General features: G+C 70.1%; 10 protein-coding genes. 1 reads left to right on the forward strand and 9 read right to left on the reverse strand.

The genetic code is table 11. The features are described 5' to 3' along the window. Positions 1 to 373 precede the first annotated feature (373 nt). The gene (ileS, locus tag OG753_RS13560; RefSeq protein WP_327262051.1) at positions 374 to 3,520 is read left to right on the forward strand and encodes an isoleucine--tRNA ligase; all 3,147 of its coding nucleotides are present in this window, start codon (positions 374 to 376) and stop codon (positions 3,518 to 3,520) included. A 310-nt stretch (positions 3,521 to 3,830) separates the two neighbouring features. Here the strand turns inward: ileS and OG753_RS13565 are convergent, their stop codons facing one another. From OG753_RS13565 to ftsW, 9 genes are all read right to left on the reverse strand, one after another. Then, on the reverse strand, positions 3,831 to 5,039 hold the full coding sequence (locus OG753_RS13565; RefSeq protein ID WP_327262052.1) for a DivIVA domain-containing protein: 1,209 nt from the start codon (positions 5,037 to 5,039) through the stop codon (positions 3,831 to 3,833). Positions 5,040 to 5,121: 82 nt separating this feature from the next. After that, positions 5,122 to 5,418 carry a YggT family protein gene (locus OG753_RS13570; protein ID WP_030385571.1) on the reverse strand — a complete coding sequence of 99 codons (297 nt, stop codon included), beginning with the start codon at positions 5,416 to 5,418 and terminating at the stop codon, positions 5,122 to 5,124. A gap of 60 nt (positions 5,419 to 5,478) precedes the next feature. Then, positions 5,479 to 6,096: a cell division protein SepF gene (locus OG753_RS13575; protein WP_030031797.1), complete on the reverse strand. Its 618-nt coding sequence runs from the start codon at positions 6,094 to 6,096 to the stop codon at positions 5,479 to 5,481. A 149-nt stretch (positions 6,097 to 6,245) separates the two neighbouring features. Beyond that, positions 6,246 to 6,965, reverse strand: a complete 720-nt coding sequence (locus OG753_RS13580) for a YggS family pyridoxal phosphate-dependent enzyme (RefSeq protein ID WP_327262053.1) — start codon at positions 6,963 to 6,965, stop codon at positions 6,246 to 6,248. Beyond that, positions 6,952 to 7,740, reverse strand: coding sequence for a peptidoglycan editing factor PgeF (gene pgeF / locus OG753_RS13585; RefSeq protein WP_401703153.1), 789 nt, complete (start codon positions 7,738 to 7,740; stop codon positions 6,952 to 6,954). Before pgeF ends, OG753_RS13580 begins: the two co-directional genes overlap by 14 nt. After that, entirely contained in the window at positions 7,737 to 8,942 is a 1,206-nt protein-coding gene (ftsZ, locus tag OG753_RS13590; RefSeq protein WP_030385574.1) for a cell division protein FtsZ, read from the reverse strand. The genes pgeF and ftsZ overlap by 4 nt, the downstream gene beginning before the upstream one ends. A gap of 279 nt (positions 8,943 to 9,221) precedes the next feature. Then, the gene (locus OG753_RS13595; protein WP_405788583.1) at positions 9,222 to 10,094 is read right to left on the reverse strand and encodes a cell division protein FtsQ/DivIB; all 873 of its coding nucleotides are present in this window, start codon (positions 10,092 to 10,094) and stop codon (positions 9,222 to 9,224) included. A gap of 31 nt (positions 10,095 to 10,125) precedes the next feature. Beyond that, entirely contained in the window at positions 10,126 to 11,220 is a 1,095-nt protein-coding gene (gene murG, locus OG753_RS13600) for an undecaprenyldiphospho-muramoylpentapeptide beta-N-acetylglucosaminyltransferase (RefSeq protein ID WP_327262056.1), read from the reverse strand. Between the two features lie 6 nt (positions 11,221 to 11,226). Next, positions 11,227 to 12,588 carry a putative lipid II flippase FtsW gene (gene ftsW, locus OG753_RS13605; RefSeq protein WP_327262057.1) on the reverse strand — a complete coding sequence of 454 codons (1,362 nt, stop codon included), beginning with the start codon at positions 12,586 to 12,588 and terminating at the stop codon, positions 11,227 to 11,229. Between the last annotated feature and the right edge of the window lie 51 nt (positions 12,589 to 12,639).

A 12,639-nucleotide genomic window follows, 5' to 3' on the forward strand; every position in this document is an offset into this window, starting at 1 on the left:
GCCGGGGCGTCGGCCCCCGCACGGGCCCCCGAAAACCGGTCTGCCGCGCGCCCTGCGGGCCCGTACACTGGGCCCAGCGAAAGGCATGGACGGGGACGAGTAGCGTCGTACGCAGCCAGGAGCGACCCGGGGACGGTGAGAGCCCGGGGGCGAGCGCGATGTGAAGGATCACCCCTGAGCCGCCGGAAGAAAGCCCGCACGGCATCCCCGTACGGCGAGTAGAACCGGCTTCGCACCCCAATGAGGGGGCCACCGGATCCGTCCGGCGGCCAAGGAGGGTGGTACCGCGGGAGCAAGGCGTCCTGGATTCCCAGGAACGGCTCTCGTCCCTCCGGACGGAAGTGACACCCCGCCGGAGGAAGAGTTCAGCCTCATGACCACACCGCCGCAGTACCGCCCGGTACCCGCCCAGGTCGACCTGCCTGCCCTCGAGCACGCCGTCCTCGACTTCTGGCGCGAGAGCAAGACCTTCGCCAAGACCCTGGAGCAGTCCGAGGGCCGCCCCGAGTGGGTCTTCTACGAGGGCCCGCCCACCGCGAACGGCATGCCCGGCGCGCACCACATCGAGGCCCGCGTCTTCAAGGACGTCTTCCCCCGCTTCCGCACCATGCGCGGCTACCACGTGGCCCGCAAGGCCGGCTGGGACTGCCACGGCCTGCCCGTCGAGCTCGCCGTCGAGAAGGAGCTGGGCTTCAACGGCAAGCAGGACATCGAGGCGTACGGCATCGGCGAGTTCAATGCCAAGTGCCGCGAGTCCGTGACCCGCCACACCGACGCGTTCACCGAGCTCACGACCCGGATGGGCTACTGGGTCGACCTGGACGACGCCTACCGGACCATGGACCCCGAGTACGTCGAGTCCGTGTGGTGGTCGCTGAAGGAGATCTTCAACAAGGGTCTGCTCACCCAGGACCACCGCGTCGCCCCCTGGTGCCCCCGCTGCGGCACCGGCCTGTCCGACCACGAGCTCGCCCAGGGCTACGAAACGGTCGTCGACCCCTCCGTCTACGTCCGCTTCCCGCTGACCTCCGGCCCCCTCGCCGGCGAGGCGGCGCTGCTGGTCTGGACGACGACCCCGTGGACCCTGGTGTCCAACACGGCCGTGGCCGCGCACCCCGAGGTCACGTACGTCGTCGCGACCAATGGTGAAGAGAAGCTGGTCGTCGCCCAGCCGCTGCTCGAGAAGTCCCTCGGCGAGGGCTGGGAGGCCACCGGCCGGACCTTCACGGGCAAGGAGATGGAGCGCTGGACGTACGAGCGCCCCTTCTCCCTCGTGGAGTTCCCGGCCGAGGCCCACTACGTCGTGAACGCCGAGTACGTCACGACCGAGGACGGCACCGGTCTGGTCCACCAGTCCCCCGCCTTCGGCGCCGACGACCTCGCGGTCTGCCGCGCGTACGGCCTGCCCGTCGTGAACCCGGTCCGCCCCGACGGCACCTTCGAGGAGGAGGTCCCGATGGTCGGCGGCGTCTTCTTCAAGAAGGCCGACGAGAAGCTGACCGCCGACCTCGACGCGCGCGGCCTGCTCTTCAAGCACATCGCCTACGAGCACAGCTACCCGCACTGCTGGCGCTGCCACACGGCCCTGCTCTACTACGCGCAGCCGTCCTGGTACATCCGCACCACCGCCGTCAAGGACGCGATGCTGCGGGAGAACGAGAAGACCAACTGGTTCCCGGACTCCGTCAAGCAGGGCCGCTTCGGCGACTGGCTGAACAACAACATCGACTGGGCGCTCTCCCGCAACCGTTACTGGGGCACCCCGCTGCCGATCTGGCGCTGTGAGGAGAACCACCTCACCTGCGTCGGCTCGCTCGCGGAGCTGTCGGACCTGACGGGCACCGACCAGTCGAACCTGGACCCGCACCGTCCGTACATCGACGACGTGACCTTCACCTGCACCCACGAGGGCTGCTCCCTGCCCTCGGTCCGCGTGCCGGAGGTCATCGACGCCTGGTACGACTCGGGCTCGATGCCGTTCGCGCAGTGGGGCTACCCGCACAAGAACAAGGAGATCTTCGAGAAGCGCTACCCGGCGCAGTTCATCTCGGAGGCCATCGACCAGACGCGCGGCTGGTTCTACACGCTGATGGCGGTCGGCACCCTCGTCTTCGACAAGTCCTCCTACGAGAACGTGGTCTGCCTGGGCCACATCCTCGCCGAGGACGGCCGCAAGATGTCCAAGCACCTGGGCAACACCCTGGAGCCGATCCAGCTCATGGACACGCACGGCGCCGACGCCGTGCGCTGGTTCATGGCGGCCGGCGGCTCCCCGTGGGCGGCCCGTCGCGTGGGCCACGGCACGATCCAGGAGGTCGTCCGCAAGACCCTCCTCACGTACTGGAACACGGTGGCCTTCCAGGCCCTGTACGCCCGTACGTCGAACTGGGCGCCGTCCGCCTCCGACCCGGCCCCGGCCGACCGCACGGTCCTCGACCGGTGGCTGCTCTCCGAGCTCCACACGCTCGTCGCCGAGGTCACCGAGGCCATGGAGTCGTACGACACCCAGCGCGCGGGCAAGCTCCTCTCCGCCTTCGTGGACGACCTGTCGAACTGGTACGTCCGCCGCTCGCGCCGCCGCTTCTGGCAGGGCGACGCGGCCGCGCTGCGCACCCTCCACGACGTGGTGGAGACGGTCACCCGGCTCCTCGCCCCGCTGACCCCGTTCATCACGGAGCGGGTGTGGCAGGACATGGTCGTCCCGGTGACCCCGGACGCCCCCGAGTCGGTGCACCTGTCGTCGTGGCCGGTGGCGGACCGGGCGGCGATCGACCCGGCCCTGTCCCAGCAGATGCAGCTGGTCCGCCGGCTGGTGGAGCTGGGCCGGGCGACGCGCGCCGAGTCCGGCGTCAAGACCCGCCAGCCGCTGTCGCGCGCGCTGGTCGCGGTCTCGGGCTTCGAGTCCCTCTCCCCCGAGCTGCACTCGCAGATCACGGAGGAGCTGAACGTCTCCTCCCTGGCCTCCCTCTCGGAGGTCGGCGGGTCCCTGGTGGACACGACGGCGAAGGCGAACTTCCGGGCGCTGGGCAAGCGCTTCGGCAAGGGCGTCCAGGACGTGGCGAAGGCGGTGGCCGCGGCCGACGCGGCGGCGCTGTCCCTGGCCCTGCGGTCGGGCTCGGCGGTGATCTCGCTGAACGGTGAGGAGATCTCCCTCTCTCCGGAGGAGGTCATCATCACGGAGACCCCGCGCGAGGGCTGGTCGGTGGCGTCCGACTCGGGCGCGACGGTCGCCCTGGACCTGGAGATCACGCCGGAGCTGCGGCTGGCGGGCCTGGCCCGTGACGCGATCCGCCTGATCCAGGAGGCCCGGAAGAACTCCGGCCTCGATGTGGCCGACCGCATCGCGCTGCGGTGGTCCTCGGCGGACCCGGAGGTCGTCACGGCCCTCACGGACCACGCGGGCCTGATCGCGGACGAGGTCCTCGCCACGGACTTCGCGTCCGGCGATGCCGATGCGGCCTACGGTGACCCGTTCACGGACGAGCCCCTCGGCCTGACGTTCCGCCTCCGCAAGGCGTAACCCGGCCCCGAGCGGCCCGTACCTCCCCTCGCCGGGAGGTACGGGCCGCTTCCGTCTGCCCCGCCGTTTCCCGGGCTCCGCCCGGACCCGCGCCTCAAACGCCGGCGAGGCTGGATCCCCCAGGAGCGGGGTTCGGGGCGGAGCCCCGGTCTTTCAGCCTCGCCGGCGTTTGAGGCGCGGGGGCTCGGGGGCGGAGCCCCTGCGACGGCGACGCACGCGGGCAGCAGAACGGGCCGGGCCCGGTGCCCCCGAAGGGGAACCGGGCCCGGCCCGTAGAGCGCGGCTGCCGACCGCAGAACGGCGGCGGCGCCTAGTTGTCGTCCTCGTCGATCAGGAAGCCCCGCATCGGCGACGGCGCCTGCATCGGCTGCGGCGCGGCCGGCCGCACCGGAGCCATCGGCTGGGTCATCGCCGGGGACATCTGCTGCTGGCCGCCGTAGGACGGACCGGCGCCCATCGGGGAGGGACCGCCCATGGGGGACGGGCCACCCATCGAGGGACCGCCCATGGAGTGGCCCATCGCACCGGCCGGAGCCATCGAGGGGGACGGCGACGGCGGAAGCGCGGGACCGGCCGGCCCACGCGGCGGGGCCAGGGAGTCGTCGGCCTGGGTCTCCAGCTGACGCAGCTGGGACTCGAGGTACGACTTCAGACGCGTGCGGTACTCACGCTCGAAGCCCCGCAGGTCCTCGACCTTGCGCTCCAGTGTGGCGCGGGCGGACTCCAGGGAGCCCATCGCGACGCGGTGCTTCTCCTGCGCGTCCCGCTCCAGCGCGTCGGCCTTGGCGCGGGCGTCCCGCTCCAGGCCCTCGGCGCGCGACCGGGCCTCGCCGACGATCTTGTTGGCCTCGGAGCGGGCCTCCGCGATCGCCTGGTCGGCGGTCTGCTGCGCCAGCGACAGGACGCGGGCGGCGCTGTCGCCACCGGGGCCCTGCTGCGGAAGCTGCGGCTGCTGCTGGTGCATCTGCTGCATGGGCTGCATCTGCTGCCCCATCTGCTGCATCTGCTGGCCCATGGGCTGCATCTGCTGCCCCATGGGCTGCATCTGCTGGCCGAGGGGGTTCTGGCCGCCCATCGACTGCTGCTGCATGGGCTGGCCCATGCCCTGCGGTCCGCCCATGGGGTGCTGCTGCATGGGGCCGCCCATCGGGCCCGGACCCTGCGGTCCGTTTCCGCCGGGACCGGCCGGGAGCTGCGGCGGGCCGCCCGGGAGCTGCGGCGGGCCCATCTGCGGCTGCTGCTGCTGCGGCGGGCCGGATATGGCCGCGGGCACGGGGGCGCCGGGGCCGCGCTGGTCCTGGGGCTCAGGCTTGCGCATGCCCTGCTGCTGCTGGTTCTGCGCGGCGGCACGCGTAGCGGCGGCCAGCTTGGCGCGCAGGTCCTCGTTCTCGCGCAGCAGGCGCGTCAGTTCGGACTCAACCTCGTCGAGGAAGGCGTCGACCTCGTCCTCGTCGTAGCCTTCTCGAAGGCGGACGGTCGTGAACTGCTTGTTCCGCACGTCCTCGGGAGTCAGCGGCATGTCTTCTTCACCTCTACGTAGTCGTCGGCAGTCGGCAGGACCGTATCGGGACTGTCCCCGCGCGTGCGGGGGAGCTCATCGTTCACACGCTTCTCGCAGCGGTGCTCACGAAACTGATGAGGATGTAAACGATGATCATCAGAACGAAGAAGGACAGGTCGAGTGCCACGCCCCCGAGACGCAACGGCGGAATGGCCCGCCGAAGAAGCTTGAGCGGTGGATCGGTGACAGTGTAGGTGGCCTCCAGAACGACCACCATCGCCTTGCCGGGTGTCCATGAACGTGCGAACTGGAACACATAGTCCATGACCAGTCGGAAGATCAGCACGATGAGGAAGCACATCAGCGCGATGTAGACCACTTGCAGTGCGACGCCCATCCCGCGCTTCCCTCTCCCCGTTCTACGTTCTGTTCCCGGCCCCGTGTCTGACGGATCGGTCTAGCTTTGGTTGAAGAACCCGCCCTCCGCGATGCGGGCCTTGTCCTCCGCCGTGACATCGACGTTAGCAGGCGACAGCAGGAACACCTTCTGTGTCACCCGTTCAATGCTGCCGTGCAGACCGAAGACGAGTCCGGCGGCGAAGTCCACGAGACGCTTCGCATCCGTGTCGTCCATCTCCGTGAGATTCATGATCACCGGAGTGCCCTCACGGAAGTGTTCCCCGATGGTACGGGCCTCGTTGTAGGTCCGGGGGTGCAGCGTCGTGATGCGGTACGGCTCCCGCTCGGAGACGACCTTGGGCATGATCACGGGGGCGTTCTTCTCCAGGTTCGTGCGATCAGGTGTGATGGATGCCACGGGGGCGATTCGCGCAGGACGTCCGTTTTCCACCGGAATTGGGATGGGTTCACGCTGCGCCGGAGGCTGTACGGCTCGTACCGGTTCGTCCGATACGGGCGATTGGTGCACGGGCTGCTGTCGGCGATCCCGTTCCCGAGCCCGCTCCATCTCCGGCTCGGGCTCGAACTCGTCGTCGGGGTCGTACCCCGGGTTGTCGTACCGGTCGTCCTCCACGAGGCCGAGGTAGACCGCCATCTTGCGCATCGCGCCGGCCATTCTCCGAGTCCTCCGCTCTGTGGTGGATCGCCCTGTCGCAGGTGCCGCCGTGTCACGAATGTCACCAACTGCCCGCGATCCACTTGGTCTGCCCGCCCATCAGCGGGAATGACCATATTTTCTGCTGTGGTCCGACTTTCTTCGCGACGTTACCCGAGCCGGGGTCTCGCGCCGAGTACCGCAGTGCCGACGCGTACATGTGTCGCACCGGCCGCCACGGCCTGTTCCAGGTCTGCGCTCATCCCGGCCGACACCATCGTGGCAGCCGGATGGTCCACGCGCACGCGGGATGACAATTCCATCAACCGCTCGAAAGCGGCCTGTTCGCGTCCCGCGTACCGGCCGGACAGCGGAGCGACCGTCATCAGGCCGTCGAAGCGCAGTCCCGGGGCCCCGGCGACGAGGTCCGCCAACTCCGCGAGCTGCTCCGGCGCCGCGCCGCCGCGGGTCCCGCGCTCCCCCGACTCGGCGTCGAGGGCGATCTGCACGAGGCACCCGAGTTCCCGGCCGGCGCTCACCGCGGCCGCCGAGAGGGCGGTCACGAGTTTCGGTCGGTCGACCGACTGCACCACTTGCGCGTATCCCGCCACGGAACGGACTTTGTTCGTCTGCAACTGACCGACGAAGTGCCAGCTGAGCGGCAGATCCGCGCAGGCCGCGGCCTTGGGGGCGGCGTCCTGGTCACGATTCTCCGCAACATGACGGACACCCAGGTCCGCCAGCAGTCGTACGTCGCTCGCGGGGTAGGTCTTGGTGACCACGATGAGCGTCACCTCGTCCCGCCCCCGCCCCGCCGCCGCGCAGGCGGACGAGATACGTTCCTCCACCCGCGCCAGGTTCTCGGCGAGCTCCGACTTACGATCCGTCATTCTTCTTTTCCCCCGGGGGTCCGGGGGTCTCCCCCCGGGAAAGCTCTGTCAACCAGACATATCCGGCAAGGCGGCCGGTCACCCGGTCGCGGCGGTACGAGAAGTGGTCCCGCGACTCCAGTGTGCAGACCGGGGAACGGCCGGTGTTCACCACCCCCACCCCCGCGAGCTGGGAGTGCACTCCCGCGACCACGTCGACCGCCGGTGTCCCCCAGCTCGTCTCGGCCCGGGCGGCGGGCACCACTTCGGCCACCGCCTCCCGCATGTCGGCCGGCACCTCGTAGCAGTGCCCGCAGACCGCCGGTCCCGTACGGGCCACGATCCGTCCGGGCTCGGCCCCCAGGGCGACCATCGCCTCCACGGCGGCGGGCACCACCCCCGCGACCAGTCCCGGCCGCCCGGCGTGGGCGGCCGCGACGACCCCGGCGACCGGGTCGGCCAGCAGGACCGGCGTGCAGTCGGCGGTGAGGACCGCGAGGGCGAGCCCGCGACGGGCGGTCACCACCGCGTCCACCGCGGGGACCTCCGCGTCCGCTCCCCAGGGACCGTCCACGACCGCCACGTCCCGGCCGTGCACCTGGTTCATCCAGACCACCCGGTCCGGCGCCAGCCCCAGGGACTTCGCCGCCCGTGCCCGGTTCGCGAGAACGGCGGCCGGGTCGTCTCCGACCGCGCCGCCGAGATTGAGCTCCTCGTACGGAACGGCGCTCACTCCGCCCCACCGGTCGGTGAAGGCGAAGTGGGCGCCGCCCACGTGATGCTGCTCTGGTGTCACTTCAAGAAGTCCGGGACATCCAGCTCCTCGGCCGGGCTGTCCTGGTACGGCCGGGCCGTGGGGACCTGCGGCGCGGGGGCCTGGACCTCGACCGGGGCCGCCTCGACCGGAGCCGGGGGCTCCTCGCGCGGGGTGACCGAGCCGAGACCGCCGAAGGCCGGGCGGACCGGCTCGGCGGCACGGACCGGAGCCGGTGCCGGCTCCTCGCGCTTGGTGGACGCGGCGCCGATGACGTTGTCCCGGCGGGCCGGGGGCTGTCCGCCGTCGAACCCGGCGGCGATGACGGTGACCCGTACCTCGTCGCCGAGCGCGTCGTCGATGACGGCGCCGAAGATGATGTTCGCCTCGGGGTGCGCGGCCTCGCTGACCAGCTGCGCGGCCTCGTTGATCTCGAAGAGACCGAGGTCCGAGCCACCGGAGATGGAGAGCAGCACGCCACGGGCGCCGTCGATGGACGCCTCCAGCAGCGGCGAGGAGATCGCCATCTCGGCCGCGGCCACCGCGCGGTCGTCGCCGCGGGCCGAGCCGATGCCCATCAGGGCCGAGCCCGCCTCGGACATCACGGACTTGACGTCGGCGAAGTCGAGGTTGATCAGACCCGGGGTGGTGATGAGGTCGGTGATGCCCTGGACGCCGGACAGCAGGACCTGGTCGGCCGACTTGAAGGCGTCCAGCACGCTGACCTGGCGGTCCGAGATGGACAGCAGTCGGTCGTTGGGGATGACGATGAGGGTGTCGACCTCTTCGCGGAGCTCGGCGATGCCGTCCTCCGCCTGGTTCGCGCGACGCCGGCCCTCGAAGGTGAACGGCCGGGTGACCACACCGATCGTCAGGGCGCCGAGCGAGCGCGCGATGTTGGCGACGACAGGTGCGCCGCCCGTGCCGGTGCCGCCGCCCTCACCGGCGGTGACGAAGACCATGTCGGCCCCCTTGAGGACCTCCTCGATCTCCTCGCGGTGGTCCTCTGCCGCCTTGCGACCGACGGCCGGGTTGGCGCCGGCGCCGAGGCCACGGGTGAGTTCACGGCCGACGTCGAGCTTGACGTCGGCGTCGCTCATCAACAGCGCCTGGGCGTCCGTGTTGATGGCGATGAACTCGACGCCCTTGAGACCGACCTCGATCATTCGGTTGATGGCATTGACACCACCGCCGCCGACACCGATGACCTTGATGACTGCGAGGTAGTTCTGCGGTGCTGCCACGTCGAAGGCCTCTCGCCTCGAGTTACGTGTCGCCGCCTCGCGGGCCTGCGTTGCGACGACTGATGCCGAAATAGGGACGGTCCGAACACGCCGACCCGAACCCTCACCCTGAAGTTTAGGGTTAGGGGTGTGTCTGTTCCTCGGACTCTTCCGAACAGGACACTAAGTCGACAAGTAGCGCGTGTTCAACGAACACGCCGAACCTCCCGTTTTTCTTTTCACCCTATGTGATCACCCGTATCGCTGGCCAACCAGGGTGCGCCGCTGTTGGACCGGACGTCAACTCCCGGACGCAGCAGGGGCGGTGGGGACGCTCACGTCGAAGTGAACAGCCTTGGGCGCGGCTTTCAACAAAGCGTTCAAAGCACGCCCCTTCGCATCGCTCTGTTCACCGCTCCCCCACGTCACGGACCGCCCCCGGGTGAGCTCCAGGACCACCGAATCATAGGAACCCACCTTGACCTGCACGGTTTCCTTGGCGATCGACTCCGGGAGGGCGCCCGCGACGAGAACGGCCTCGTGCAGCAGCCGCTCCTCGTCGAAGCGGCGGGCGCTCGGCGATCGACCGGCGTTCAATTCGAGGACCGGAACACCCGCGGGTGCTTTCGGAACCGTGTCGAATCGCACACCCGATGCGTCCACTTCGACGAAGTTGGCGCCCTTTTTGATGAGCAGGACGGGTTTGCGTTCCGTCACTTTCAGACCGATGCCGTGCGGCCAGGCGCGCACCACGTCGACCGTGTCGATGCGGGGCAGCCTGCCGCGGACGCGGCCCTCGATCTCCTCGGTGTCGACGCTCATCAGGGGGGCGCCGACCGGGACCGCCGCGGCGCCGAGGACCTGCTCGGAGGTGAGCACGTCCATGCCGGTGGCGGCGACCTTCTCCACGCGCAGCCAGGAGGAGCCGTAGAGCACCCAGGTGCCGCCTCCCACGAGGAACACGGCGGCGGCCAGGGACGCCAGCACGGGGCCCCGGCGCAGGCGTGCACCGGGGCCCTGTGGGCGGGGTCCCTTCGCCGGCTCGGAACCCTTCGGGACCTTGGGGCCTTTGGGGCCCTTCGGTGGCCTGGGAGCGCCGCTGCCCTTGCGGGCAGACGGGCCGGACCGATCAGAAAACGGTGTCCCGCGCTGTGCGGTCGTCCCTCCGGCCACTCCTGTGCCTCCTGCGTCTGCGCTACCCGCCTCAGCGGGACCTGTGGGCCGCGATCGCCTCGTAGACCATGCCGACCAGGAGCTCGTCGGCGTCCCGGCGGCCGAACTCACCGGCGGCGCGGGACATCTCGTACAGGCGGTGCGGGTCGGACAGCACCGGGAGGATCTGGCCCAGCACCCAGTCGGGCGTCAGTTCCGCGTCGTCCACGAGCAGGCCGCCGCCGGCCTTGACCACCGGCTGGGCGTTGAGCCGCTGTTCGCCGTTGCCGATCGGCAACGGGACGTAGGCGGCGGGAAGCCCGACGGCGGAGAGTTCGGCGACGGTCATCGCGCCCGCGCGGCACAGCATCATGTCGGCGGCGGCGTACGCGAGATCCATCCGGTCCACGTACGGTACCGGCACATACGGCGGCATCCCGGGCATGTTGTCGACACGCGGCAGTTCGTTCTTCGGTCCGACGGCGTGCAGGATCTGGATCCCGGAGCGCTGGAGGGTCGGCGCGACCTGCTGGATCGTCTCGTTGAGGCGGCGGGCGCCCTGCGAGCCGCCGGAGACCAGCAGCGTGGGCAGGTTGGGGTCCAGGCCGAAGGCGGCGCGCGCCTCGGGGCGGACGGCGGCCCGGTCGAGGGTGGAGATGGAGCGGCGCAGCGGGATGCCCACGTAGCGGGCCCCGCGCAGCTTGCTGTCGGGGGTGGAGACCGCGACGGCGTGCGCGTACCGGGAGCCGATCTTGTTGGCCAGTCCGGGCCGGGCGTTGGCCTCGTGGACGATGATCGGCACCCCGAGCCGCTTGGCCGCGAGGTAGCCGGGCAGGGCCACGTAGCCGCCGAATCCGACGACGCAGTCGGCCTTGGTGCGCAGGAGGATCTCCTCCGCGGCCTTGATGGTGCCGCGCAGCCGTCCGGGGACGGTGATCAGTTCCGGGGTCGGCTTGCGGGGCAGCGGCACGGCGGGGATCAGTCCCAGCTCGTACCCGCGTTCCGGCACCAGGCGGGTCTCAAGTCCGCGCTCCGTGCCGAGGGCGGTGATGCCCACTGAAGGGTCCTGCCTGCGCAGGGCGTCCGCGAGGGCGAGCGCCGGCTCGATGTGGCCGGCGGTCCCCCCACCGGCGAGTACGACATGCACCGAAATTCACCGCTCTCCGGACGGACGCTTCTTGACGCGCCGTCTCATCGACTTCCATCTCACCCCGGTCCGCCACCAGCCGGTCTTCGGCTGTCGCATCGCGAGGGCCGCGCGCGCCGCCGGTTCCTCTCGCGCGAAGGCGATGAGCAGTCCGACCGCGAACATGGTCGGGAGCAGGGCCGACCCCCCGTAGGAGAACAGCGGGAGCGGGACTCCGGCGATCGGCAGCAGGCCGAGTACCGCACCGATGTTGATCACGGCCTGGGCCGTGATCCAGGTGGTCACACCTCCCGCGGCAAACCGTACGAAGGAATCCTCCGTGCGTCCGGCCACGCGGATACCCGCATAGCCTAGAGCCGCGAACAGGGCGAGCACCGACAGCGTCCCCGCCAGACCCAGTTCCTCCCCGGTGATGGCGAAGATGAAGTCGGTGTGGGCTTCGGGTAGTTGCCCCCATTTTTCCACACTTGCACCGAGGCCGGAACCGAACCAGCCGCCCGATGCGAGGGCGTAGATCCCGTGAACGGCCTGCCAGCAAAGGTCGTTCTTGCCCGGTTCTGTCGCACCGAGGCATTCCAGCCGGTCCATCCGGTGCGGGCTCGTCTTGATGAGCAGTGCGACGATCGCACCCGCGAAGACGAGCACCCCGACGAACATCCGGGTCGGGGCCCCGGCCAGCCAGAGCAGTCCGAACAGGATGGCGCCGAGGATCATCGCGGTGCCCATGTCCCCGCCCAGCATGATCAGCCCGAGCAGCAGGAAGGCCACCGGGACCAGCGGGACCAGCAGGTGCTTCCACTGGCTCAGCAGCCCCTTGTCGCCCTTGCGCGCCAGCAGGTCGGCGCCCCACAGGATCAGTGCCAGCTTGCCGAACTCGCTGGGCTGGAGCATGAACGGACCGCCGAGGGAGATCCAGTTCTGGTTGCCGTTGATCGAGACGCCTATCCCCGGGACCTGGACCAGGACCATCAGGAAGAGCGTGCCGGCGAGCACCGGATAGGAAAGCGCCCGGTGCAGTTTGACCGGCATCCGGGAAGCGGCCAGCAGGAGTACGCCGCCGATGAGGGCGGCGAGGAACTGCTTCTTGAAGAAGTACGCGTCGCCGAGGCCGAGCTGGAGGGCCTTGATCATCGAGGCGGAGTACACCATCACCAGACCGAGCACGGTGATGAGCAGCGAACTGCCGAAAATCAGGTAATAGGCAGTGAGCGGGCGGTCCCACGCCTTCTCCAACTGCCGCTGCGTACGGCGCAGCCGGGCCAGCGGCCCGCGCCCGGCGGGCCGCTTCGAACTCACCGCGGGGCGTTTGCGGCCCTGCGCCTTGACGGCGGACGGCCGCCGCCCCGGCAGCATCTGCTTGGCCGGCATCTGTGATCTTCCCCTCCACTCGTACGAGGCGAGCAGCCGGCCGGAGGGAAC

The sequence above is a fragment of the Streptomyces sp. NBC_00029 genome (assembly GCF_045160505.1).
GTDB lineage: Bacteria > Actinomycetota > Actinomycetes > Streptomycetales > Streptomycetaceae > Streptomyces.

Coding starts and splice junctions, on each gene's coding strand:
- ileS (WP_327262051.1), top strand. CDS start 374: ATGACCACACCGCCGCAGTACCGCCCGGTACCCGCCCAGGTCGACCTG.
- OG753_RS13575 (WP_030031797.1), bottom strand. CDS start 6,096: ATGGCCGGCGCGATGCGCAAGATGGCGGTCTACCTCGGCCTCGTGGAG.
- ftsW (WP_327262057.1), bottom strand. CDS start 12,588: ATGCCGGCCAAGCAGATGCTGCCGGGGCGGCGGCCGTCCGCCGTCAAG.
- OG753_RS13565 (WP_327262052.1), bottom strand. CDS start 5,039: ATGCCGCTGACTCCCGAGGACGTGCGGAACAAGCAGTTCACGACCGTC.
- OG753_RS13580 (WP_327262053.1), bottom strand. CDS start 6,965: ATGACGGATCGTAAGTCGGAGCTCGCCGAGAACCTGGCGCGGGTGGAG.
- OG753_RS13570 (WP_030385571.1), bottom strand. CDS start 5,418: ATGGGCGTCGCACTGCAAGTGGTCTACATCGCGCTGATGTGCTTCCTC.